Raw genomic sequence first — 23,899 nt, forward strand, 5'->3', positions numbered from 1 at the left:
CCTTGCGCTGACTCATGTTCAATCCCATGTCTGAGGGTGGCCCGACCCCAGGTAAGCCGACCTCGAAGACACGCTCTACGCGGGCACTTCCAAATGAGGCAACGACCCCACCTACGCGGGCATCTGGGATGAGTCAACGCGGGAGTAATGCGAGGCGCTATCAAGGCGCCTAGGATCAGGTCGACCGGCCGAGTGCCACCATCGCCTCTAGGACTGAGCAATGCGCCTTGCGAAGTGGATCATCGTGGCGTCGGCTGTGCTGACCGTCGTCGCGCTCGCTGCCATCGTCGTGATGCGGTTCGCGGTCCCACACGTCGCGGCCCCGCGGGAACGGGCGACTACACAGACGGACCCCGGCTTGGCCGATCTTCTGGGGGAGCCCAAGGCTGACACGGGCAGTCCCCCAGTGATGATCCGGTCAGTGACCGTGACCTCTACCAGTGAAGGGGTTCGGTACATCGTTACGCCCACGCGGGCCGGTCGGCTCGCGACGAGTGACTCTCTGGGTTCCGCGTGGCAGCAAGCCGTAGCCAAGGGCGTTCCGGAGCGGCCGGGTCTGAGACAGCAGTTCATGTGCCACCCGCTGTCCATCGTGGCGCGAGCGAAGCCGACCTGGGATCTGGAGGACTGGCGACCAACGGTTGGCCTGACCAAGACGATGTTGGCAGGGTGCAATCCGTTCTGACCGGTCGTGGCTGACGGTCGCGGGCGGCGGTCGCGGGCGGCGGTCGTTACTTCGCTGACGGCGCATCTCCGAAACGGCGGGGCGTTTCGAACCAGCGACTGTACCGCTGCGTGAACAGGGCGGGAATCCCTCCCGAATGCAGGAACACGACAGGCCCATCGGGAAGTTCGCCGGTCCGGCACCACGAGATCAAGGCGGCCATCGCCCTGCCTGTGTAGACGGGGTCCAAGACCAGACCAGTCGTGCGGGCGACGAGCCGGATCGCGTCACGCACCTCCAGCAGGGGAGCTCCGTATGGCGCGCCGGCCTGACTGGCGTCGATCCGAATCTGCCCGCTCGGCGCTGGGCGACCCACAAGGTCCGCCGTCGCACCGAGTAGGCCCAAGACCCGCTCGCTGAGGTCCGGGAGCGCCGCCGCGTCGACACCGATGACGCGATCGCATGAGCCAAGTCCTACCGCCAGGCCGGCCATCGTGCCGCCCGTCCCCGCCGCGCACACAACCGTCGCGCCGGGCACGGCGACCTCAATCTCATCGGCCGCCGTGACGTAGCCCGAGGCGCCGAGCGCGTTCGAGCCACCGAGCGGGATCACGTAAGGCCGATGCCCCGCCGCTTTCAGTTCGCGCTCGACCTCGGCGGCGGTGCCGTCGCGGTCGTCGGGCCCGCACCACACGACTTGGACCCCGAACAAGTCGTCCAGGATCAGGTTTCCCTCAGGTTGGTGCGGCTGGTGCTGTTCATGCAGCGTTGACATGACGGCGACGCATTCGAGGGATTGAGCTCGCGCAGCCGCTGCCGTCGCCCGAATGTGGTTGCTTTGGGCCGCGCCGCTGGTGACCAAAGTGTCAGCGCCAGCGAAGATGGCGTCGGCGACTAGGTACTCAAGTTTGCGGGCCTTGTTGCCGCCGCCAGTCAGCCCGGTCAAGTCATCGCGCTTGACGAACAGCCGACCCGCGGGGAGCCCGACCGCTTCGGCGAGATGATCGATCGGCTGCAGCGGCGTGTTCCTGGCCGCGAAATCGACTCGCTTCGTCACGGCCCTATTGTCCCCGCCCAGGGCGCCCTGTCCACCGGGGGACACCAACGTCAACGAAGGTCTTCGATCGATGACTGCCGCGCGACGGTATCCGCGAGGTCCGCCAAAGTGCCCGCTGGATCCGCGAGCGCGGCCGTGATCGAGCCGCTGTGTTCGACTACCGAGTACGCGGCGGTGATCCCGCTCTTCGAGCACTCGTCCGGACTGACGGTCACTTGGCCTGCGAGCACAACGGTCGGCCGGCCAGCGCCTGCGGCCGTGGAGGCGACTCCGCTGACGAGCTTGCCGTGCAGCGACTGCCAGTCGAAACGTCCCTCGCCCGTGATGACGAGGTCCGCTTCTTGGCACCGATCCGCTAGTCCGATGGCGTCGATCACGGCGGCGGAACCTGGCACGATCTGGGCGCCTATCTGGAGCAAGCCGAAGCCGAGTCCACCCGCCGCCCCGGCGCCGGGGACGTCGGTGAGATCCGCGCCGTCCGCGGCTCCGGCTCCGGCTCCGGCTCCGACTCCGGCGGCCCCGGCCCCGGCAGCGTCCGCCCAAGCGGCCATCGCGGCCTCCAGCTCGCGCGCCTCGTCCTCCGAAGCCCCCTTCTGTGCGGCGAACCCGAAGCTCGCGCCTTGGGGGCCGAGCAGCGGACTGTCGACGTCGGTTGCGGCGACAAGTTCGACTCCGCGCAAGACCTCGCGGGGGCGTGCTAGATCCACCGTCCCCACGTTGCGCAGCGTCAGACCTCCGGCACTGAGCAAGGCGGTCGCATCCGATCCGTCGGGCCCAGTCGCTCGCGCGCCAAGCGCGGCCAGCATCCCCGCACCACCGTCCGTGGTGGCCGAGCCGCCGAGGCCGATCACGATCCAGCGTGCCCCCAGAGACACTGCCTCGCGAATCAACTCACCCACACCGCACGTCGTCGTCAAGCCGGGGTCGCGGAGGTCGCGCGCCACTAGAGCCAGGCCGCAGGCTTGCGCCGATTCGATATAGGCTTCGGGGCCGGTAGCGCTATGGACTATCAGCACCTGCCCGGCGACAGGGCCTCGCATTGGGCCGGATACGACAACTTCTCGGATGTCGCCTCCCAGCGCGACGTGCATCACTTCGACAAACCCCGGCCCGCCGTCTGACATGGGCGCGGTGTCGATCGCGTCCCCCGGACGGGCGTGCGACCAACCGGCCTCGACGGCCGCAGCCGCCTCGCCGGCCGACAAAGTGCCAGCGAACTTGTCCACAGCGATGAGCACTCGCACCCGTGCGACGATAGCCCCAGGAACGCCCAGCGGGAGGCCCTGGCAGTGACTCAACTCGTACCATCGATCTTCGCCGGGCCCGGGCGCGACGGCGATTTCGCGTGGATGATCAAGCAGCCGCGGTTCTCGGACGCGTTCTTCCTGTTCAACGACGACGAAGGCCGGTTCGCCCATCACCGGCGGAATGTCGGCACGGACCACACTTGCCCGCGCGGCGCGGGCAACGCCGTGATCCGGCCGTATCAATGCCGCAGACCGCCTCGCGCCGCCGGGATACCGACCGGCGCGAGGGGTCGGGGATACTCCGCCCTCACGCCAGAGGTTGAGCGCGTCATCGACGAAGCGGTCGCGACCGCCGTCGCCGACGCTCGCGCTTCGGGGGCGCAGCGGGTGTTCTACAGCGCCGCCGATTCGACCGGGGGTCTGGGCACAGGCATCTTCCAGGTCGCGCCCGAGGTGAAGGAACACATCGTTCAGCGCCTGCGGTCGGCGTTCGCCGGCGACTAGCCGGTCCAGCGGGATGGTGACCAGAAGACCCGCCCCGGCCCAGGCTCCGGCCCGGCCCGATAGCTCCCTGGGCGCCCCAGATCGGCTGCGCAGTCGCGGCGAGCTGTTCAGAGCGGGGAGTCCAGGTCGAGCGCCCGGATCACGGCCGAGCCGACCTCCCGGCTGAGTTCGTGAGCGATCTCGCCGCGACGGGATCTGAAATGCCCCGCCCGCACAGTCTGCAGGTCGGTGACGTTGATGAAGCTGTCGTCGCAGCCTTCCTCGGGCCCAACCGGGATGTGAGTCGACGCCGGACCCTCAGTGTGGGTGATCACAGCCACCGTGTACGCCCCGAGCCTGGCCAGCAGAATCTGATTGGTCAGCACCAAGCCCGGATGGCGGCCGATCCGGGGGAAGTCAATGTCCCATATCTCCCCGCGGTTGATCACGGCGAGATTGAGTTGTCCACGACGGCCCTGGGTCCGTAGAAGTCATCGTATTCATGCGCTAGGTGGCGCTGGCGGGCTTCATGCTCTAGGAAAGGCAACACGTGCCGGATCGCCTCCGACCGGGTCAAGCCAAGCTCACGGCGTGCCTGATCGTATCTGTCGGAGTCCGTGCCGAGCCTCGCCTGCCACACGTCATTGGTCTTAGTGCTCACCTGTGAAGTATACAACGCGAATACAGCAGAGTCCGTGTCACCGTGGACCCGCCGGAGTGGTGCCCGCAGAATGCGAGGCAGCCCGCTCGAAAGCACCGTGCGTGGCCCGCCGGGAGGGGGGGAGATCACCATGCCCAATCCGCACGCCTGTGAGACGCGGTTCGGCCCCTATGCGGTCCGCTGGATCGAAGAACGGCCCGGGCTGCGCCCGCGCACGGTCCAGCTGTACGAATGGACCTACCGTCGACATCTCGCCCCATCGTTCGAACATGCGCGTGTTCAGGCGATCAGTCTCGCGATGGTGCGCACTTGGCGGGCTGACTTGATCCGGTCCGGTGTGTCCGGTTCACTCGCCGCCAAGGCCTACCGACTGCTGCGGGCGATCCTTGGCACCGCCGTCGACGACGATCTGATCGAGCGGAATCCATGCCGGATACGCGGCGCGGGCGTGGAGTCTCCCAACGAGCGACCGGTGCTGACCACCCAGCAGGTCTTCGCGCTCGCGGACCTCATGCCAGCGCGGCTGCGATGCATGGTGCTCATCGCCACGTTCGCCAGTCTCCGCTACGGCGAGGTGGCCGCGCTGCGGCGCCGGGACCTGGACTTCGGCGCCGGGACCGTCCGGGTCAGCCGCACTCTGACCGAGATCCGCGGCCAGGGGCTGGCATTCGGGCCACCCAAGTCTCGCGCCGGGGTACGCACCGTCTCAGTTCCGAATGTGGTCATGGGTGACCTGGCCGACCACCTGCACGCCTACATGGAGGAAGATCCTCAGGCCCTGGTGTTCACCGGCCCCAAGGGCGCGCCCATCCGCCGGGGCAACTTCAACTCCCTTGCCAGGTGGAAGGAGATCGTGCGGACGATCGGCGCCGAGGGGCTCCACTTCCACGATCTGCGCCACACCGGCAACATGTTGGCAGCGGCCGCCGGCGGGTCGACCCGGGACCTCATGGCGCGCATGGGGCACAGCTCGATGACCGCCGCCCTGCTCTACCAGCACGCCACAGCCCGGGCGGACCGGCACATCGCCGACCAGCTTGACAGCCAGGTGCGGGCCGCGCGGCAACGCGGAGACTCCTAGGCCCGGCCAGGCCGACACCAAGCCGGGCGTCCTGACAGCGAACCCAGCTGTCACCGCGCACCTTCGCCAGGACTTCCGCACCAGATCCGCCCGCCAAGCCGATCGCGGCGACATGCCGAGCCGGGTGTCCCGCCGCGGTTAGCTCATCCGCCAGCCGCCTTGAAAGACACTCATCGACGAGGAGCTTCATGCACTGGTTGGGAACGGCAGTTCCCGCGTCTCTACCTCAGCCGCCGCGAACCGCAAGGCCTGCTTGATCGCTTCCGCGTCAAGCTGGGGAAACTCGGCGAGAATCCCGGCGACGTCCCAGCCGGCGGCGACCATGGAAACGACCGTTGCTACGGGGATCCGGGTACCGGCGATGCGAGGCCGACCAGCCATGATCGCCTGGTCCACGCGGATTCTGTCGAACATGCCCACACGGTACTTGGGCAGAACAGGCTTGGGGTAGTCCTATGGAGCCTCAGCGCTCTGGCCCCAGGTGCCTGGACACCCGCTCAGACTCCCCGAGGATGTCAGGTCGCCTTCACCCCAGCCAGGTGATGCGAAGGTGAGTAGCCGGGGGGAGTTGCACCCCCCGGCTACTCACCTCTGCACCATCCGGCCGCGAGCACACGCTCAGAATCCGCGCGCGCGAGCCTCGCGCAGAGGTCCGTAGCCGCCGCAGTGCTAGACAAGCGGCCGGATTGGCAGCGTTCGCCCGCGAATTGCCACTGGCCGCTGGCGCGCTGACGGACATAGCGCTTGCCGCTAATAACGCGTGTCGTTACTATGGTCACGGTGATCAGATCGTTTCGCGACACCGCCACGACGCGAGTCTGGACGCGCCAACACGTGCCCCGGTGGAGTCCGCAGCTCCAACGCGCTGCTCGCCGGAAGCTCGTACAACTCAACAGCGCCGTGACGATTGAGGACCTGCGGGTTCCTCCAGGCAATCGTCTCGAAGCACTCTCGGGAGCTAGGGCCGGCCAGCACAGCATCCGGATCAACGACCAATGGCGATTGTGCTTCACATGGACTGAAGGCGGACCTGAGAACGCCGAGATCGTTGACTACCACTGAACGGAAAGGAGCGCAGCTGATGAACATGGACCATCTGACGCCGATACATCCCGGCGAGGTCTTGCTCGAGGACTTCCTGGGCCCATTGAGCATGAGCCAGTACCGGCTTGCCAAGGCGATCGGTGTTCACCCCAGGCGGATCAACGAGATCGTGCATGGCACGCGCGGCATCACGGCCGACACTGCTTTGCGGCTGGCGCGGTTCTTCGGTACGACCCCACAGTTCTGGATGAACATGCAGGACCAGTACGAACTCGATTCCGAAGAAGATCGGCTTGGTGAGTCGCTGAGCCGCATCGAGCCAATGCCGCGGCGCGTCGGCTGACCGAAGTTCGGCCCTGCGCGGGCGGGTCACAAGAGCCGGGCGTTGACCGCGAATGGTGCGATTCGCGAGGAAATCAGCCTGGAGCGGGTGACTAAGGGACCCCCAGCTCGCGGGGGAGAATCGAACCCGCACTGTCGACTTAGCAAGCGCATGGACGTGCTCGTGGGCCGAGGGATGGGCGAGGACGGGGCGGACCGCAGCCACCGCTGAATCACCGTGATTGACCGCCGCTTGTGGCACGAGGATCGCGCGCCCACGAGTCCTTAGTGTTGGGGAAGGACGCGACCACGCAAGAGAGCGTCGGACCGCCCGACCGCTGCGATCTAGGGGGTACTCTGTCTTTACCTACTAGGTAAAGCCAGAGTACCCTGGACAGACCGGGGAGCAGGAGGGTCACGTGAGCCGCGAGGAACGGGGAAGCTTCTGCGATGGACGTCTACTTCCAGACCAAAAGGCTAGCGGACCTGTGCAACGACGGAAGGAAGCTGACCAGGAAGTACGGGAAGCGGGTGGCTGAGACGACAGAGGCCCGACTCCAGCAGTTGGAGGCAGTGAGATCACTGGAGGAGCTCCGCGCCCTGCCTGGTAGATGGCATGAGCTGAGCGCCAACCTCGCTGGCATGTGGGCGGCCGACGTCGCTGGCAAACGAGACAGGCTTCGACTAATTGTGCGGGAGGAGTCAAGAACAGATACCGACAATGCTGGCCAAGACAATGACCCCGCTGCCTTGGTGGTGGCACTTTCGGATCATTACGACGACCTAGGGAGGTGACGATGTACAAGTATCGACCGGAGAATGCAGTTCCCGCAGGTAGAGACATCCGCGATTGGGCCGAAGAACACGGCCTACGCCAGGGTGACCTAGCCGCACGTCTTGGCCTGTCCGAGAAGGGTCTGTCACAGATTGTTACCGGCAAGGCACCGTTGTCGCGCGCGACGGCTCAGCGCCTTGGACTAGTGACGGGGATTTCCGCCAGTTACTGGAACAGGCGGGAGCTGGTATATCGAGAACACCTTGATCGCCTCGGCACTCCGAGCTTGGACGCGGAACAGGCAGACTGGGTCGCTTGCTTCGACACAAATGAACTGAAGAAGCATGGGGCTATCACAGCGACCGGACGTGACAAGCCGTTGCAGTGTCGAGAACTGCTGAGTTTCTTCGCGGTTGCCTCCCCTGCGGCGTGGGAACGGGTGTGGCAGAAGCCTCAAGCGGCCTTCAGGCGCTCGAGAAGGCTGCAAGCGACCCCCCATATGGCCAGCGCCTGGCTGCGCTTCGGCGAACGCGAGATCACGACGTGGCCTAGCTTCTACTCCCAGCATGACCTAGAGAGGAGTCTTGAGAGACTGCGCCAGCTGACACGGGAACCAGACCCGAAGGCAGCCGCCCGCGCTCTCCACTCTCACTTGTGGGAAGCCGGGGTCTCGCTGGTCTTTGTCCCAGCATTTCGCCGTGTGCCGATCGCCGCAGCCACACGCTGGTTCAATGGTCGCCCAGTGATCCAGATGTCGGATAGACATAAGACCGATGACCACTTCTGGTTCTCCTTCTTCCATGAGGTGGGGCACGTTCTTGAGAGTCCGACGATTGACACATTGGAGGGGACGGAATCCATAGAGATTGAGCGGCAAGCCGACGCTTTCGCCGCACAAGTGCTGATACCGGGTGCACTTCCAAGGCTCCGAAGACTGTCCGACATCGAAGAGTACGCAGAAGGAGTTGGAGTCAGTGCAGGCATCGCCGTGGGACGGCTTCAACATGAGGGAAAGATCCGCCGCGACGTGGGTAATCGGCTGAAGAGCAAGGTGTCGGACCTCGTTCGAGAGCTGACCGTGCTGCAGAGGGTTGCCGCCCAGCCTTGAGCCGTCGGCGACGTGCGGAGCGTCAGCGAAGCATCTCGCCTTAGGCCGAAGTTACGTGGGGTTGGGCGGGTGTTTCCCCTAGTGGGGCGGGGTTTTCCGGTTTTTCGTGGGGGTGGGTTCTGGCTACTTTCCCAGTACGAGGGGGATGGGTTGGCCGAGCAGGGCGAAGGCCCGCCGTTGGGTGGGGGTGGGGATGGCCAGGAGATCGAATCCGGTGGTGTTGTTCCCGGCGATGCGTATGTGGTTTTGGGTCAGGGTCGCCAGGTGGGCCAGCAGGCCGTTGAAGCTTTGGGCGGGCAGGCCGTCGCCGGTGGTTTTGGTCGCGGCTTTGCGGTCGGCCGCCTCGGAGCGGCGCGCCGGGGCGACGGGGTTGTCGGGCTGGGGCCGGTGTTCGTCGGTGGGGCCACTTCAAGCTGGCATTCCCACCCCACTAGGGGAAACACCCGCCCAACCCCAGGTAACTTCGGTTTAGAGCTAACGCGACTGGCTCGGACAGGCCAGGCTTACGGCGACGTGCGGAGCGAAAGCCAAGCACCGCGCCGGAGGTCCGGCAGCGGCGGCGAAGCCGCCGCCTTGATCTTGTATAGGTCAATCCGGAAGTGTCAGTCCAAGAAGGGGGTCACGAGTCGCTATCCGGCCAGAGTTCCCGCCATCCAGATGGGAAGCCCATGGCTTCGTACGACACGGGACCTCCGACGGGAAACTGCGCCAAGAGGTCGATCATGCTGAGCTCCCAGTCAGGATTCCGTTCGATCGGTCGCAGCAGATGACGAAGGGCCAGGAGTGGCGCGTAGATCCGTGACTGGCCGTGCACAACGGCGCCGGAAGCAACGAGATGGTCAAAGTCTCGATCATCGCCCCTTGGAGGCACCGCTGGGCGACGATCCATATTGCGGTTCCAAAGCCGGGCGTGGTGGGCACACACGTTGCGTACATACGTCAGACAATGGAGCCATGAGGCTACAGTGCCTGGTTTGCTGATTCCGAAGCGACGAGCGATCTGCTCTCGATCCGAGTACGTCAATCCGCCGTAGAGCCGCGACAGCCGGGCCAGGCTCATGAGCTCCACGGCCATCCATATCGGCAACCCGCCGTCATACTTGCGTCTGAAGTGCTGAACGAACTCCTCTTTCGACTGTTTGACGTCGCCAAGATACTTGATGTGCCAGTCGTCGTAGGCACCTCCAGCCACCTGCCGACGGGTGAAAGACCGGTCCAGGCTGCTCCGGTGTAGATGCCCGTACCTATCCCGCTTCCCCAAGGTGTAGGCCACGCTGAACCGAAACCCGATCTCCATTCGTTCGATCGCGTCCATCACGGTGAGCTTCAACCGTCGGTCGAAGTCGTAGAGCGCCAGAACCTGGCTTTGGTGCGTTCCTTCCCGGAAGGTGTCCTCCACGACTCCACCAGAGCTGGTCCGAAACGGGTAGGTGTACCCAGTCAACCGGTAGTAGCCGATGGCCTGGATAGCGTGCGCGAGTTGCTCACGATCCTCGACTACCAAGCCGCGAGATTCGAGTCGTTCGATCTGCTGCTCTACGGACGTCCACTCCTTCTCGTAGACGACTCTGGTCATCGGGCCCCCTCACAAGAAAGCCGACCCTTACATCCGAGGATGCAGCGGGGCCGGGCTTGTTGCTATCAGCGTACCGCGGACACCCGACACGTCTCCAGGCAACACGGGAGGTGAGCCGGTCACTGTGAGCGGGGTCGCCCGCATCGCTCCGCGACTCGATCAATGCCGCGCTGATCAACCAGCACGCGCCCGCCCCGGCCGACCGTCGCATCGCCGACCAGTTGGACGCCCACGTGCGGGATCAGCGTCAGTAACGGCGGGCCTGATTCACCAGGGAAGTCAGCCTGGAGCGGGTGACGGGAATCGAACCCGCACTGTCAGCTTGGGAAGCTGATGTTCTGCCATTGAACTACACCCGCGCGACGGCGCCCCCCGCGCCGCGGCTCAGCGTCAGCTGTACGTGCCCCCGGACTCGGCGAGCTCGACCAGCGACCGGGGCGGGGCGAACCTGGCGCCGTAGCGGGTAGCGAGCTCACGCGACCGCTCCACGAATCCGGCCGCACCGCCGACGTAGCCGTTGACGTACTGAAGCACGCCGCCGCTCCACGGAGGGAACCCGATGCCGAAGATGGACCCGATGTTGGCCTCGGCGACGCTGCGCAGAACGCCCTCGTCGCGGCACTTGATCGTCTCCAGCGCCTCGATGAACAGCATCCGCTCCTGCATGTCGATGAACGGGATCGTCTGCGCGCCCGCGTACACATCAACGAGCCCTGACCAAAGCCCCTGCCGGGCTCCCTCGACGTAGTCGTAGAAGCCAGCACCGGCGGCCCGGCCACCGCGTCCGAATTCGATGACCATCTGGTCGATCACGGGGAACGAGGGGTGATCGGGGAAGTCCACCCCCGCGTCCGCCGCGGCCTTGCTGGCTTCCATGCGGATGCTGCGCGCCAGGGTCAAGCTGACCTCATCGAGCAGAGCCAGGGGCCCCGTCGGGTAGCCAGCCTGCAGCGCGGCCTGTTCGATCGACGGCGCCGCCAGGCCCTCACCGAGCATCGCGGCGGCCTCGCCCAGGAACGTACCGATGACGCGACTGGTGAAGAACCCTCGGCTGTCGTTGACAACGATCGGTGTCTTCTTGATCTGCAAGGCGATGTCGATGGCCTTGGCGATCGTGGCGTCGGAGGTCTTCTCACCGGCGATGATCTCCAGAAGCGGCATCTTGTCGACAGGGGAGAAGAAGTGCATCCCGATGAAGTCGGCCGGACGGCTGACCGCGCCCGCGAGCCCGGAGATCGGCAAAGTGGACGTGTTGGACCCCAGGACCGCGTCCTCGGCCAGCACGGGCTCGATCTCGGCGTAGACCTTCCTCTTCAGGTCCGCGTCCTCGAATACCGCCTCGATGAGCAGGTCGGCGCCCTTGGCGTCCTGCGGGTTGTCGGTCGCCACGATCCTGTCCAGGATCTGCGAACGTTGGTCCTGGGTCATCCGCCCGCGCGAGACGGCTTTGTCCAGGAGCTTGCGGCTGTAGTCCTTGCCCTTCTCGGCGGCTTCGAGGCTGACGTCTTTGAGGACGGCCTCGATGCCGTTGCGGGCGCACACGTACGCGATGCCGGCGCCCATCATGCCGGCGCCGATGATGGCGACCTTCGATGCGCGATGCTTGGGGATGCCAGCTGGGCGCAGGCCGCCCTTGGTGATGTGCTGCAGGTCGAAGAAGAACGCCTGGATCATGTTCTTGGACACCTGGCCGGTCGCCAGGTCCGCGAAGTACTGGGTCTCGATCTTCTGCGCGGTGCCGAAGTCAACCTGTGCGCCCTCAACCGCCGCGGCCATGATGTGGTGCGGAGCGGGCATCGGCGCGCCCTTGATCTGCTTGCGCAGGTTCGCCGGGAAAGCCGGCAGGACCGCCGCGAGCTTCGGGTTGGACGGAGTGCCGCCGGGGATCTTGTAACCCTTGACGTCCCAAGGCTGAGCCGCCTCGGGGTTGGCCTTGATCCACGCCTTGGCCGCGTTGAGCATCTCCTCGGGCGTCTCGACGAGTTCGTCGACGACTCCGACTTCGAGCGCCTGGGCGGGCTTGCGCCGCTGCCCTTGCAGGAGCACCTCCATCAGCGCCTTCTGCAGGCCGAACATCCGCACTGTGCGCGCGACTCCGCCGCCGCCTGGGAGCAGGCCCAGCGTGACTTCCGGCAGCCCGATCTCGCTGCCCTTGGTGTTCAACGCGACGCGGTGATGACAGGCCAGCGCGATCTCCAGTCCGCCGCCGAGGGCGGCGCCGTTGACCGCGGCGACGACCGGGCGGCCCAGCGTCTCCAGGCGGCGCAGGTAGGACTTCAGGACATCGACGCCTTCTTCGAGGGCGGCGGCGTCCGCGGGTGTGGCCTGGATGAGCAGATGCAGGTCCCCGCCAGCGAAGAACGTCTTCTTCGCGCTGGTCAGGATCACGCCCGTGATCGACTCGCGTTCAGCCTCGAGCCTGGCCACCGTGGCGGCGAGGCTCGAAGTGAACGTGGCGTTCATCGTGTTGGCGCCCTGATCCGGGTCGTCCATGGTCAAGGTGACGATGCCGTCGGAATCTTGTTCCCACCGGATCATGTTCTTCTCGGTCATGTCTGTTCTCCTATCCGGTCCGGCCCTCAGAGTCTTTCGATGATGGTCGCTAGGCCCATGCCGCCGCCGATGCACAACGTCACCAGCGCGTAGCGGCCTTGGGTCCGTTCAAGTTCGTCCAGTGCGGTGCCGAAGATCATCGCCCCCGTCGCGCCCAGCGGGTGGCCCATCGCGATCGCTCCACCGTTGACGTTGACGTTCTCAAGCGGAACGCCCATCTCGCGCGACCACTTCAAGATGACCGCCGCGAAGGCTTCGTTCAGCTCCCACACGTCGATGTCGTCCACGCTCAGCCCAGCGGTCGCAAGAGCCTTGCGAGTCGCGGGCACCGGCCCGGTGAGCATGATCGTCGGCTCGGCTCCGGTGATCGCCGTGGCCACGACCCGTGCGCGAGGCGTCAGCCCCAGGTCCTTACCCGCCCGCTCGCTGCCGACCAGAACCAGAGAGGATCCGTCGACGATCCCGGAGGAGTTTCCGGGAGTGTGAACGTGATTGATTGACTCAACCCAGTGGTACTTCTGCAGCGCCACGGCGTCGAACCCGCCCATAGCGCCCATGGCGGTGAAGGACGGCTTGAGCTTGGCGAGCATGTCCGCGGTCGTCTCGGGCCGCATGTGCTCGTCCTGCTCGGCAAGGATGACGCCGTTGCGGTCGCGGACCGGGATGACCGACTTGGCGAAGTGCCCGCCAGTCCAAGCTGCTGCTGCGCGCTGCTGCGACATCACGGCGTAAGCGTCGACGTCCTCGCGCGTGAAGCCTTCCATCGTGGCGATGAGGTCAGCGCTGATGCCCTGCGGAACGAAGTAGGTGTCGTAGGCGGTTTCGGGGTCCATCGCCCAAGCGCCGCCGTCCGACCCCATCGGCACGCGGCTCATGCACTCAACCCCGCCAGCCAGGACCAGATCGTCCCACCCGGCCCGGACCTTCTGCGCCGCGATGTTGACCGCCTCCAGCGCGGAGCCGCAGAAGCGGTTGATCTGCGTGCCGCCGACCGTGTCGGGGTACCCGGCCGCGATGAGCGCGGTCTTGGCGATGTCCGCGCCCTGATCGCCCACCGGTGTGACGCAACCGAGCAACATGTCGTTGACTCGTTCGGGATCCAACTCGGGGTGGCGGGCCCGCAGTTCGTGGAGCAGTCCGACAACCAGCGAGACGGGCTTGACTCCGTGAAGCGAGCCCCCGGCCTTGCCCTTGCCCCTCGGAGTGCGGATCGCATCGTAGATGTACGCCTCGGTCATCAGGACCACTCCCTTCTCAAGCAGCGCCTCCGAGCGACGGTCCCCCCGGACTGCTGCGTTGAATCAGCGTGTTACGTGATGGTACAAAGCCGGTCCGACAGCGGTTCGCACGGCATGCCCAACGGGTCGCGGGCACGCCTTCCGCACCTTCCGCGCCTTCCGCGCCTTCCGCGCCGCGGAAACGGCCGTTCCGAACAAACGCGACCGTTCGGGTACAGAAACGGGCGTTGCAACGGGCGCGTCCTTGCGTAACGGGTGCGTCTGTGCGGAACGGCCGTTTCTGCGCGCGGGGCGTGCGCGCCGGGCGTCAGCGCCGTGGACGCCTAAACCCCGACCTCCTGAGGCACGTGGCCCTCATTGATGAAGATGCAGTTCCACTGGGGCGTCCGGGTACGCCTCAGCCAACCTCTGGTCCGAGGTGAGGAACGTCATTCTCCGCGTTCTGGACTGGGCGATCAGCATCCTGTCGAACGGGTCCTTGTGCGCACCCAGCTCGAGGCTGGAAACCTCGATGGCGTCGTCGGGGGTGATGTCCATGGGTCGATAGTCCTTGGCCACCAGCTCTCCCCGCAGCACACGGGCGTCCACGTCCAGCTTGCCTAGGCGGTTCTTGACGACAATCTCCCAGATACTGGCGGCGCTGAACCACAGTTCGTTCTCCGGGTTGAGCACCATCTGCCTTACGGCGATGGGCAACCTGGGGGAGTCGTCGGACACCCATAGAAGCAGGTGAGTGTCCAGCAGGTACCTCACGTGGACTCCCCGAACATCTCCGCGACCTCGGGGTCCCCCAGATGCATGAGCTCCTCGGCGTCTTCCGGGTACTTCAACTTGCCCTTCATGAACCCAATTCGGTAGGAGGCGGTTCGTTGCTCCTCGGCGTCAAGGGGGACGATCTTGACAAGTGGACGCCCCGACTTCGCGATGATGAACGGCTCTCCGAACTCGATGGCACGAGCGATCAACTGGGAGAGATGGGTCTTCGCGTCGTGCATGTTGACGATCTGCACTGATCCTCCATGACTAAACTAAGTGCTACCGGGCTTAGTTTACGCCTCCAAATGGCGTGGAGTACAGGTCGCGATGGACGCCACCTAGGACGCCATCGGGTTACCAGGCGATCGTCTCCAGCTTGAGGAGCGTCCCATTGGAATGCTCGTTGCGCGCTTGGCACTATGCGGCGACGAACTCCGCGGACACGCTCTCGGTGCGCCAGCCATCCTCCAGGCCCGCCACCACAGCCGTGCGCACCAGTTCATCCGCTCGCGAAACGGCAGCCTGTGGGGATGCGGACTCCAGGGTCAGGTCAACCTCTAGCAGTCCCTCGCTCAAGGTCGACCCGATCGGCCAATCAAGCAGGTCGTCGCGAACTGCCTCCAGCGCGGCCATGTGGTCCATCACTGCCGTGACGGCATCGTCGGTGAGCCCCTGCGCGCCTTGGACTCTGACGTGAGTGTGGGTGGCGATCATCGGCCAACCTCCTTCTCCCCCGCTCGTTGGGAGTCCCCCAGCATGGCTGCCGCTGGAACCAGCGCGTCACATTCAACAGTGTGCCTGACCGTCACCCCCGCAAGACCTCAACGCGATCGTCGATGCGGCGCCAGCGCTTGTCCGCCGTGTGGATCGAGTGGGCGCCGATCGCTCGGGCAGTGGCGATGACGAGTGCGTCTGGCAGGCGGATTGAGCTGTGTCGTGCTCGGATCGCCGCGGCCTCTCGCGCGATGACCCGGTCGAGAGGAACGATCGAATCGACCAGCAGGTCCACGAACCGCTCCACCCGGTCCATCTCGGCCTGGCCGATTCGGGCAGCGCCGACCAGGGTCTCGGCGACCGCGCTGGCGGGACTGTGGACCTGGGCCGCATCTCGTCTCAACTCATCCAGGAGTTGAAGCGCAGCGGCGTGGTGGCTGTCCTGGGGGTCGAGCAGTCCGAGGATCACACTCGTGTCGAGAACTACCGGTCCCATTCGTCACGCAACTCGTCCAGGCCCGTCGCGGCGGACAACCCGGGGAACTTGCCCAGGAACGGCTCCAAAGGGTCCGCGGCCCTGACGAGCAGGATGCGGCCCTCTGCTTGCGCCTCGACAACCAGTTCGTCGCCTGTAGCGACGTGCGCGGCCGCCAGTGCGGCGACGGGCAAGGTGATCTGGTTCTTGCTCGACACCCGGGTAGTCCGAATGCGCTTGGCTCCAGGCGCAGTCCGCGTGCGCTTTACTTTGTCTCCCATACTGTAAAGGCTACGTCGGGGCCCGAGTACTGGCAAGCCGGAGGCGGGGCACCCTGGCGGTCGCGGAAGCGGCCGTTCCGCACAAACGCGACAGTTGGGGTACAGACGCGCCCGTTGCAACGCCCGTTTCCTTCCGCAACGGGTGCGTCTGTCGAGAGCGGCCGCTTCTGCGCGCGGCCGACCGGGGCTGGGGGCGGCGGCGCACCGAGAGGGCCGGGGCCGAAGGGCGGAACCGGGCGCCCGCTGGCCCGTGTAGCGTAGGCCACGGCATAATGCGATACCAGATCGAAACTGCGGTTAGGGTGCAGACGTGACGGTGGACAAAACGTGACTGTGGACAGAACAGGGGAAATTGGCTCAATGTCGAGCAAGGTCCGGGTATTTCCGGAATCTGAGTCCCCTCACGTACCGGTGCCACGTGACTCCCCGCTCGCTCAGCCGCTAGCTCAGCCGCTAGCTCAGCCGCTCTCGCGGCCGACGGAGAGCCCGGTCCCAGCCCAGGCCGACTCCCCCACGGCGAGCGCCCCGACTGCGGAGCCGGACCGGCAGAGCAACCCCGAACTCACACACCCCAGTGCCGTCCAGCGCAAGCGGACCCGGAAGTTGCTTATAGCGGATCTCGCTGTCATATGGACGACTGTCGTTGTGCTGCTGCTCCTGTGGGAGCCGTTCCTGCAGATACCGACCGTCGGGTATCACCCTCAGACGTTCATCGCAATCGCTCTGATCGTTCTGTGGCCGCTGACGTTGGCCAAGATGCGGGCCTACGCGTCCTGCATCCTCGGCCACGGGCCCGAGGAGTACCGCAGAGTTCTGATCGCCAGCGCGATCACTACCGCCATCGTTGGCGCCAGTGCCTATCTCGCCGAGACGGCTGGGGGGCGCAAGTACTTCGGCGCGACGATGCTGCTCGGAACCTTGGCCCTGCTGGTCACGCGGCATCTCCTGCGCCGCTCGCTCCTGAGGTGGCTGTCTACCGGAGCCCCTCTGCAGCACGTGTTCATAGTCGCCGACGCACAGGACAGCGATCGCATCTTCGACGAGATCGGCGACTCCGACGGGCGATTCGCCACAGTGGGCGGATGGAGTCCCGAGGGCTCGGACCTGGACCCCAAGCGCGTCGTGGAGGCGGCGATCGAGGCTGGCGCTGACAGCATCATCTACTCACCGTCAAGCCACCTGCCCGCGGGCTGGGTCAGGCGTCTCGGGTGGGCGATGGAAGACACGGAAATGGATCTGATGGTCAACCCATCGCTGATCGAGATCGCCGGTCCACGCTTGTCGATCGCACCCGTCGAGGGACTGCCGCTGCTACGGGTGGACATGCCGAAGTTCTCCAGACCGACGCGAACCATCAAGCGGGCCACGGACCTCGTGTGGGCCAGCCTTCTGCTCGCGATTCTCGGGATCCCGATGCTGATCATCGGCCTCGCCATCCGAATCGACAGCCGTGGGCCCGCGATCTTCAGGCAACAGCGCGCCGGACAGGGCGGTAAGACCTTCATCTGCTGGAAGTTCCGGACCATGGTCGATGGTGCGGACGCCAAGAGGGACGCGCTGCGCGCCGAATTCGGCGACGGCGGCGCGACGTTCAAGATGCGGGACGACCCGCGGGTCACGCGGATCGGGAAGTGGCTACGCCATTTCTCGCTCGACGAGCTTCCTCAGCTGATCAACGTTCTGAGAGGTGACATGAGCCTGGTGGGCCCGCGCCCCCACCACCTAGATGACCTGGCCCGCTACAGCGGCGATGCCCACCGGCGTCTGCTGATCAAGCCTGGACTTACAGGGCTATGGCAGGTCTCGGGACGCTCGGACCTCGGCTGGGAAGAATCGCTGACGCTGGATCTGCACTACATCGAAACCTGGACCCTGTCGCTGGACCTGGTGATCATGATGCGGACCGCGAAGGTTGTCCTGCTTGGATCCGGGGCCTACTGAGGGCAATCGCCAAACTTCACACTCGAGCAGCACTGAGTGCCTCAAATTGGGCTGTCCGAGGTATCGACGTGAAGGTCGGCTCTGGACCTGCCTAGGGCTGCGGGGGCGCGCCGGGAGCTGGCGAACACAGACCGCCCCCTCACGCACACGCCAATCTCCTGCGTAGACGTCGCGGTCACATAGCCCGGGCAAGTCGCTCGACCGGGTGCCCAAGAACGTCTGGCCTGTCCGCAAGAGGAACTAGTCGGCTTCATATCCCCGATCAGTCCGACAGTCGCTGGTCACTCACCTGATTAGGCGGTTGCGGATCCTAGTCGCATTCCACCGAGCTACCCCCTCCGCGAAAGCTCCGCTGGCCCTCGCCAGGGAGTGCTGCGGCGCCGCCGACTCGCATCCAAGGCGCAGCGCGTCAAGGCGTTGTTGATCTCCCAGCAGTTGGGCGCAGGCGTCCGCGAACTGGCGCGGGGTCACCGATCCTGGGAGCCAGACGGAGTTGCCCTCGTCCAGGTACTCAGCCTCAGGGGAGTGAGATGCGCCCGTCCGCGTGACAATCGGCACACCGGCCGTGATCGAATCGACAGCGACGAGGCCGATCCAACTGGGGATCAGCATCACGTCCGCTGCGGCGAGGGCGAGCGCCTTTCGATCACCCTCTAGCCTGCCAAGGACGCGTAGTGGCCACCCTGAGGCTTCCAGCTTCTCGGCGTCGGGTCGGCGAACGCCGTCGCCACCAACCAGGAGGCGGAAGCCAGGGCGAATCCCCGATAGCTCCCTGGCGGTCTCCATCAGGAAGTCGAACCCCTTGGCGTCATCCACACCGCCCAGGAATAGCCCAGTCAAGCCCGGCAACAGGCCATGTGCCTCCCTGAAATCGGCGAGCGCTTCGGGAGTCACAGCCGCAAGGTCGCGCTGAAGCGACTCAACGTCGATGGTGTTGTTGACCACGGTCACACGAGAGGCGGGGAAGCCGTGCTGGACGACATGCCTGGCCCCACCTTCCGTGTAGGCGAAGAACCAGTCGGTCCGACGAGTGAGCCACTGCTTGAACCACGCCGCAGCGCGCCCCTGGGTCGTGGAGTAGCTCCGGCCGTGTCCGAACATCGCGACCCTGGGACCGTCGAACGGCATAGCGCACAGCAGTCCGCAGGTTTCAACTTCTGACACGCATTGGTTGACGATGATCATGTCAGGGCGTAGGCGTCGCATTGACGGCCGGATTAGCTTCCGGGTGACTGCTCTGCCCCCGAGCGTCAGTCGCTGCGTCCGAACTTCTGTCGCCCAATCGGATGTTCGGTTCTGGTCGCGCGCTATGGCGGATGGACCCAGCTCACCATGGCACACCCTGAAATCGATGTTCTGCTCGGCCAGACGCTTGTGAATGTCCTCGAACAGCGCCAGGCGGTACTGCGGGAGCGCGGGTTCTATCAGCAGCAGCCTCGCCGTGTTCTGGCCCATCAGGGCTATATCCTGCCGGACTCCCCAGGGCGAGGATCACACGGTGGGCTTGAGTCTCACTTTGCGAGGAAAGAACACCGGCTGCACGCGATGTGTAGGTTCAGAACAAGACTTGCTCATAGAGTGGAATCACACGGTCTTCAGCGTGCTCGCCGAGCGGGTAGCTCGTGGTTCGGGGCCAGCCCTCGCGCCCGAGCTTCGTGAGGTGCGCGGAGAGCTCAGCCTCGGTCGGCGGATCGCACACTGCGGCTGGCGCGTGCGCTTCAAACTCAGGGATTCCGGGTGGCAGCACGACGCAGCCGTTGGCGCCCATCGCCTCCAGCGAGGCCCTTGGCATCCCTTCCGACGGTGACACGTTCACGCAACAAGCAGCCTCTTCCATGAGCCCGAGCGCAACCCGGTGCGGAACCGCGCCGACACGCTTGACCCGGGTGTTCTTCATCAGGGCTCTGGACTCACGCCGGACCCTCTTCATGGGTCCCGCCAGGACAAGATCGTAGCCAGCCAGATCCGTGTCCTGAAGCCGGTGAAAACTCTTGAGGATTGTGCTGACGCCCTTGTCGTCCTTCAGGGCACCCACATACAACAGGAACGGCCCATGACAACCAACGCGGGCCAAGGCCCGGGCCGCTCTCTCACGGTCTGGCTTGGGTAGATCAAACATGACCGGGATGTGGTGAGCCGCACTGCGCTGCGCGAGGCCCGCCTCAATCCGATTCACCACATTGAGCGAGCAGCACACGACCTCATCGAAGCAATCGAGGAGTGGTATCTGCTCTTCAGGCAGCAGATTGTCCCGAGCATCCGCGACAAGCTTGATCCCGTCGTCGCGGCACGTCTGCGCATACTTCGGCAGGTACATCCGGAACGGGCCGGCCCTGTTCAGCAAGCCGGTGTGAATGAGCACCGAGCGCGGCATGACCCTTCGCGTGACGTGACCCAGTCGAAGTAGCTCCAAGTTGTTCAGGGCGTAGAGCGGCGCGTTCCTAGCTACACCCAATTCCACGCTGGACCTGGGAGTGAGCAGCCCAATGTACTCACTTCCGGGCAAGCCGCTAGCGCCTCTCGGCAGCCGCTCGGACACCACCGTTACTCGGTACCCGCAGTTCACGAGGGCCTTGGTGAGCAGCGTGTAGTACACGGCGCAACCCCCGCTCCCGAACAGCATCGGGGTCACGACCAGCAGATCGGGACGGCCCGGCCGCTCAGAGAACGCTGTCACGATTCCGCGAGAACCACCCCACGGTTGCGTCAATCCCCTCGGACAGACCAACCTCCGGCTTCCACCCCGTGAGTTGCCGAATCCGAGCGCTGTCCGCAGAATTGCGCAAAACCTCTCCTGGGTTCGCGGCAATGCTCGTTAGCTGAGCTCCCCAACCGACGGCAGCACACGCCCCAACCAGCGTCTCCATGATCTGGCGGACTTGCGTCTCGACTCCGGTAGACACGTGAAACAACGCCGGGACTTGCCCGCTCGGCAGAGCCATCATCGCGACCAGGGCTGCCACAACATCGTCAACGAAAATGAAGTCCCGCGTCTGGCTTCCTGAACCGGTGACCCGGATTGGCTCTCCGCTAGCCGCGGCGAGGATTGACCGGGCAACGACGCTGCGCTTGCGATGGGACCCTGGGCCGTAGATGTTGCTGAACCGAAGCGCCACCGCTCGCATGCCAAATGAGTGGTGGTAGGCGCTGCAGTAGCCCTCGATGGCGAGCTTCGCGGCACCGTAGGGCGACTCCGGCCTCGGTGTGCTGTCCTCGTCGTAGGGTGGTTCCTGTGTTCCCACCGGGGCTCCGCTGGACGCGCAGAGCACGAGGCCAGCTCCCACGCTTCGGCCGACTTCGAGCACCTTGACGGCACCCACGACGTTCTCGACGGCGTTGCCAACCGGGTCCGAAATCGAGTCGGCAACTCCTGGAACACCGGCCAAATGCACGATGACATCCGCCGAGTCAGCGCAGCCCCGGAGCCACCCTGCATCGGCAATGTCGCCAACAGCCAGTGAGAGACCACCACTTGCGGGCCAGTCCGCAGATGCGCCCGAGGGCAACAGGTCGTACTCCAGCCCGCGCAAGTCGAGGTCCCCCGGCTGCCCGACTCGCAGATCATCGATCAGCTTCACTGAGAAACCGCCACGTTGGCTCAGCGCGTCAGCAAGCGCGGCTCCAACGAAACCGCATCCCCCGGTAACGAGCACTCTCACGGACTAGCCGACACCTTCCCTGGTGAGCGAATGATCAGGCTCCGCCATCCCACCGGATGCGCGGCAAGATCGCCGCCCGACTCACCTGAATCCGTTCCCTATTCTCTACGAGTCTACGAAGAGCAATCTGGACGGTTGGACCGATGTCTGGCGTGGGCTTGTAGCCGAGTTCTCTTAGGCGGTCTGTGTCCGGCTTGTAGTAGTGCTCTTGAGCTTCGATTCGTGGGTCCTCGATGCTATTGATCTTCACGTCGAGGCCGATCGCCGCCGCCTGTTCCTGCACGATCCCGGCGAGCTCGTTGACCCCAAACACTTGATCGAATTGATTGATCACTCGGTACTCGCCCCGCGATGGCGGGTTGTTGATCACCAGGGTCAGGCACTGCATGACATCCTGGAGGGGAAGGAACCCGCGCTTCTGGTGTCCGGAGCCGTACGGAGTCAGTGGCTGTGAGATCGCGGCTTGAGCGCAGAAGCGGTTGATCACCGTTCCAAAAGCCTCATCGAAATCGAGGCGCGTGTACAGTCTCTCGTCACCGCCGACCCATTCCGTGTTGGTCCCAAACACAACTCCTTGCATGATGTCTGTGGACCTCAGCCCCCAGATCCGGCACGCGAAGTTCACGTTGTTGGAGTCGTGGACCTTTGTCTGGTGGTACCAGCTGCCCGCCTCGCGCGGGAACGACAGTGTTGCCTTCCGACCCCGGAACTCGACTTCGAAGAACCCCTCCGGGATGTCGACGTTAGGCGTCCCGTACTCACCCATCGTTCCCAGCTTCACCAAGTGCGCGTTGGGCACCACGTCCCGCATCGCCCACAAGAGGTTGAGGTTGCCGATAACGTTGTTCTGGTGAGTCAGCAAACAATGCTCGCGATCGATCATGCTGAATGGCGCTGAAGGCATCTGGCCCAGCTGAACAACGGCTTCTGGCTTGAAATCAGCGAGACATGACTCAACGAACCCATAGTCCTGAAGATCGCCCTCACGGAACGTGATCGAATCCCCTGTCAGTTCCTTGGCGCCCTGGATTCGCTCTTCCATAGTTGCGATCGGAATAGCTGATTGTGACCCCATCTCAGCCACCAGCCTGCGGCGCAAGAACGAGTCGCAGCCGAACACCTCGTGGCCCGCCGATGTCAGGTGGAGCGCAAGCGGCCACCCAAGATAGCCGTCCAATCCCGATATGAAGATTCTCATCCTGGCATCGCCTCCCGCCGTCCTCGTACCTGCCAACTCACGTAGCCAAAGTGCGCTAGGCGGCCAGCCTAGAACATCGACCTGGCCCGGCCACGTCGGGGACGAAGTTGGATTGGAGACGCAGGACGTGGCGAACGACTACGTCAGCGGTGGCTAGCCCCGTAGTCTGTCCCAGCAAGCACACCGCGCACGGCTCCGTAGATGAAGTAGGCAGGCCACTCTGGTCCGCCGTGCCGCTTCATGAATCTCGCTTGACTGCCGAGCGGCAGCCCCTTGGGTGACGTGAGCCATTTCCAGCGCTGTGTGATCTTCATCGCGCGCGTGTCGGGGGCAACGTTCGCGCGGCATTCTCCGACACTGCCAGCCACTTGGATGATCTCAACGCCGAGCTTTCTAGCTCGAAGACCATAGTCCGTGTCAGCGTAGGCGTGGGCGAACTCGCCATCGATCGGGCCAACTACATGTCGCGCCGACCAGGGCACCAGCACGACATTACCGTTGAACGTGTCTACCCGGACCGGGGAGGAACGAACCGGAACGGGTGTGAAACGCATCGGGTGGCGCCCTGTCCGGCGCTTCCCACCGTAGCTGCACCTGCCACTTTCCGGATCGACCGTCGCGCCGACGAGGATCGCCTCCGGGCGCTCCAAGTGAGCTTTCCAGAGTCTCGCGACTGCGTCTGGGGCAAGAGTCACATCATCGTTCAGCCACAAGAGCACCTCAGAACCCATTCGGTGTGCGTGGTGCTCAGCCAGAGCCATGGACTTGGCCCAGTAGTAGTCGCCCGGCGTGCGCACGATATCGACATTCGGGAATCTCCGGGCGACGGCCTCCCCCGTCCCGTCGGTGGACCCATCATCGATCAGGACCACAGCCACGTCAGCCTCGCCGAATCGCTGATCCTCCAGGCTAGCCAGACACTTAAGAGTCACTTCCCGGCGGTTGTGGCAGGCCAGAATCGCGACCAGTCGACGACAGTGTTCGATCTGAAGGATTTCCAAGTCAGCACTCCAAACACATCGCTACTGTATGGGCGGCACGCCTCGAGTCTCGCAGGGGCGCTGATG

The 23,899-nt window shown here is 64.9% G+C and carries 26 protein-coding genes and 1 tRNA gene; 8 read left to right on the forward strand and 19 right to left on the reverse strand.

The window, feature by feature from the left end; translation table 11 throughout:
- Positions 1–220 precede the first annotated feature (220 nt).
- A complete protein-coding gene (locus Q8P38_04145) occupies positions 221–685 on the forward strand; it encodes a DUF2599 domain-containing protein (protein ID MDP4013793.1) in 465 nt (154 codons plus the stop codon).
- A 46-nt stretch (positions 686–731) separates the two neighbouring features.
- Here Q8P38_04145 and Q8P38_04150 read toward each other — a convergent pair whose 3' ends face one another.
- Both Q8P38_04150 and Q8P38_04155 read right to left on the reverse strand, forming a co-directional pair.
- Positions 732–1,721, reverse strand: coding sequence for a pyridoxal-phosphate dependent enzyme (locus Q8P38_04150; GenBank protein ID MDP4013794.1), 990 nt, complete (start codon positions 1,719–1,721; stop codon positions 732–734).
- Positions 1,722–1,771: 50 nt separating this feature from the next.
- Positions 1,772–2,965, reverse strand: coding sequence for a glycerate kinase (locus Q8P38_04155; protein ID MDP4013795.1), 1,194 nt, complete (start codon positions 2,963–2,965; stop codon positions 1,772–1,774).
- 45 nt (positions 2,966–3,010) lie between these two features.
- Here Q8P38_04155 and Q8P38_04160 point away from each other — a divergent pair, with 45 nt between their 5' ends.
- Entirely contained in the window at positions 3,011–3,472 is a 462-nt protein-coding gene (locus tag Q8P38_04160; GenBank protein MDP4013796.1) for a hypothetical protein, read from the forward strand.
- A gap of 107 nt (positions 3,473–3,579) precedes the next feature.
- On the opposite strand, the gene Q8P38_04165 is transcribed toward Q8P38_04160, so the two are convergent.
- Positions 3,580–3,900 (reverse strand): type II toxin-antitoxin system PemK/MazF family toxin, encoded by a 321-nt coding sequence (locus Q8P38_04165; protein ID MDP4013797.1) that lies wholly within the window; start codon positions 3,898–3,900, stop codon positions 3,580–3,582.
- Positions 3,897–4,112 (reverse strand): hypothetical protein, encoded by a 216-nt coding sequence (locus Q8P38_04170; protein MDP4013798.1) that lies wholly within the window; start codon positions 4,110–4,112, stop codon positions 3,897–3,899. Before Q8P38_04170 ends, Q8P38_04165 begins: the two co-directional genes overlap by 4 nt.
- Positions 4,113–4,242: 130 nt before the next feature.
- On the opposite strand from Q8P38_04170, the gene Q8P38_04175 reads away from it, so the two are divergent.
- A complete protein-coding gene (locus tag Q8P38_04175; protein ID MDP4013799.1) occupies positions 4,243–5,193 on the forward strand; it encodes a tyrosine-type recombinase/integrase in 951 nt (316 codons plus the stop codon).
- A 186-nt stretch (positions 5,194–5,379) separates the two neighbouring features.
- Here the strand turns inward: Q8P38_04175 and Q8P38_04180 are convergent, their stop codons facing one another.
- Positions 5,380–5,607, reverse strand: a complete 228-nt coding sequence (locus Q8P38_04180; GenBank protein ID MDP4013800.1) for a DUF433 domain-containing protein — start codon at positions 5,605–5,607, stop codon at positions 5,380–5,382.
- A 366-nt stretch (positions 5,608–5,973) separates the two neighbouring features.
- On the opposite strand from Q8P38_04180, the gene Q8P38_04185 reads away from it, so the two are divergent.
- The 4 genes from Q8P38_04185 (at position 5,974) to Q8P38_04200 (ending at position 8,441) form a co-directional block, all read left to right on the forward strand.
- Complete coding sequence (locus Q8P38_04185; protein MDP4013801.1) at positions 5,974–6,255, forward strand: type II toxin-antitoxin system RelE/ParE family toxin; 282 nt, start codon at positions 5,974–5,976, stop codon at positions 6,253–6,255.
- Between the two features lie 19 nt (positions 6,256–6,274).
- The gene (locus Q8P38_04190; GenBank protein ID MDP4013802.1) at positions 6,275–6,580 is read left to right on the forward strand and encodes a HigA family addiction module antitoxin; all 306 of its coding nucleotides are present in this window, start codon (positions 6,275–6,277) and stop codon (positions 6,578–6,580) included.
- A gap of 428 nt (positions 6,581–7,008) precedes the next feature.
- Positions 7,009–7,353 carry a hypothetical protein gene (locus Q8P38_04195; GenBank protein ID MDP4013803.1) on the forward strand — a complete coding sequence of 115 codons (345 nt, stop codon included), beginning with the start codon at positions 7,009–7,011 and terminating at the stop codon, positions 7,351–7,353.
- Positions 7,354–7,355: 2 nt separating this feature from the next.
- Positions 7,356–8,441, forward strand: coding sequence for an XRE family transcriptional regulator (locus Q8P38_04200; GenBank protein MDP4013804.1), 1,086 nt, complete (start codon positions 7,356–7,358; stop codon positions 8,439–8,441).
- Positions 8,442–9,060: 619 nt separating this feature from the next.
- Here Q8P38_04200 and Q8P38_04205 read toward each other — a convergent pair.
- The 9 genes from Q8P38_04205 to Q8P38_04245 all read right to left on the reverse strand — a co-directional run bounded on the left by Q8P38_04205 (position 9,061) and on the right by Q8P38_04245 (position 16,034).
- Positions 9,061–10,017 (reverse strand): Abi family protein, encoded by a 957-nt coding sequence (locus tag Q8P38_04205; protein MDP4013805.1) that lies wholly within the window; start codon positions 10,015–10,017, stop codon positions 9,061–9,063.
- 285 nt (positions 10,018–10,302) lie between these two features.
- A tRNA-Gly gene (locus tag Q8P38_04210) sits at positions 10,303–10,376 on the reverse strand.
- Positions 10,377–10,407: 31 nt separating this feature from the next.
- Complete coding sequence (locus tag Q8P38_04215; protein ID MDP4013806.1) at positions 10,408–12,570, reverse strand: 3-hydroxyacyl-CoA dehydrogenase NAD-binding domain-containing protein; 2,163 nt, start codon at positions 12,568–12,570, stop codon at positions 10,408–10,410.
- A 26-nt stretch (positions 12,571–12,596) separates the two neighbouring features.
- Positions 12,597–13,811: an acetyl-CoA C-acetyltransferase gene (locus Q8P38_04220; GenBank protein ID MDP4013807.1), complete on the reverse strand. Its 1,215-nt coding sequence runs from the start codon at positions 13,809–13,811 to the stop codon at positions 12,597–12,599.
- Between the two features lie 351 nt (positions 13,812–14,162).
- Positions 14,163–14,561, reverse strand: coding sequence for a type II toxin-antitoxin system VapC family toxin (locus Q8P38_04225; protein ID MDP4013808.1), 399 nt, complete (start codon positions 14,559–14,561; stop codon positions 14,163–14,165).
- The gene (locus tag Q8P38_04230) at positions 14,558–14,818 is read right to left on the reverse strand and encodes a type II toxin-antitoxin system prevent-host-death family antitoxin (protein MDP4013809.1); all 261 of its coding nucleotides are present in this window, start codon (positions 14,816–14,818) and stop codon (positions 14,558–14,560) included. The genes Q8P38_04225 and Q8P38_04230 overlap by 4 nt, the downstream gene beginning before the upstream one ends.
- Positions 14,819–14,981: 163 nt before the next feature.
- Entirely contained in the window at positions 14,982–15,278 is a 297-nt protein-coding gene (locus Q8P38_04235; GenBank protein MDP4013810.1) for a hypothetical protein, read from the reverse strand.
- A gap of 91 nt (positions 15,279–15,369) precedes the next feature.
- On the reverse strand, positions 15,370–15,774 hold the full coding sequence (locus Q8P38_04240; protein ID MDP4013811.1) for a PIN domain-containing protein: 405 nt from the start codon (positions 15,772–15,774) through the stop codon (positions 15,370–15,372).
- Positions 15,762–16,034 (reverse strand): hypothetical protein, encoded by a 273-nt coding sequence (locus Q8P38_04245; protein MDP4013812.1) that lies wholly within the window; start codon positions 16,032–16,034, stop codon positions 15,762–15,764. Before Q8P38_04245 ends, Q8P38_04240 begins: the two co-directional genes overlap by 13 nt.
- Positions 16,035–16,361: 327 nt before the next feature.
- Here Q8P38_04245 and Q8P38_04250 point away from each other — a divergent pair, with 327 nt between their 5' ends.
- Entirely contained in the window at positions 16,362–17,975 is a 1,614-nt protein-coding gene (locus Q8P38_04250) for an exopolysaccharide biosynthesis polyprenyl glycosylphosphotransferase (protein MDP4013813.1), read from the forward strand.
- 285 nt (positions 17,976–18,260) lie between these two features.
- On the opposite strand, the gene Q8P38_04255 is transcribed toward Q8P38_04250, so the two are convergent.
- From Q8P38_04255 to Q8P38_04275, 5 genes are all read right to left on the reverse strand, one after another.
- Positions 18,261–19,430 (reverse strand): glycosyltransferase family 4 protein, encoded by a 1,170-nt coding sequence (locus Q8P38_04255; GenBank protein MDP4013814.1) that lies wholly within the window; start codon positions 19,428–19,430, stop codon positions 18,261–18,263.
- 100 nt (positions 19,431–19,530) lie between these two features.
- A complete protein-coding gene (locus Q8P38_04260; GenBank protein ID MDP4013815.1) occupies positions 19,531–20,652 on the reverse strand; it encodes a glycosyltransferase family 4 protein in 1,122 nt (373 codons plus the stop codon).
- Positions 20,636–21,634 (reverse strand): NAD-dependent epimerase/dehydratase family protein, encoded by a 999-nt coding sequence (locus Q8P38_04265; protein MDP4013816.1) that lies wholly within the window; start codon positions 21,632–21,634, stop codon positions 20,636–20,638. The genes Q8P38_04260 and Q8P38_04265 overlap by 17 nt, the downstream gene beginning before the upstream one ends.
- 34 nt (positions 21,635–21,668) lie before the next feature.
- A complete protein-coding gene (locus tag Q8P38_04270) occupies positions 21,669–22,832 on the reverse strand; it encodes an NAD-dependent epimerase/dehydratase family protein (protein MDP4013817.1) in 1,164 nt (387 codons plus the stop codon).
- Positions 22,833–22,975: 143 nt separating this feature from the next.
- On the reverse strand, positions 22,976–23,833 hold the full coding sequence (locus Q8P38_04275) for a glycosyltransferase family 2 protein (GenBank protein ID MDP4013818.1): 858 nt from the start codon (positions 23,831–23,833) through the stop codon (positions 22,976–22,978).
- Positions 23,834–23,899 lie beyond the last annotated feature (66 nt).

The organism is Candidatus Nanopelagicales bacterium (genome assembly GCA_030700225.1).
In the GTDB taxonomy this organism is placed as follows: Bacteria; Actinomycetota; Actinomycetes; order S36-B12.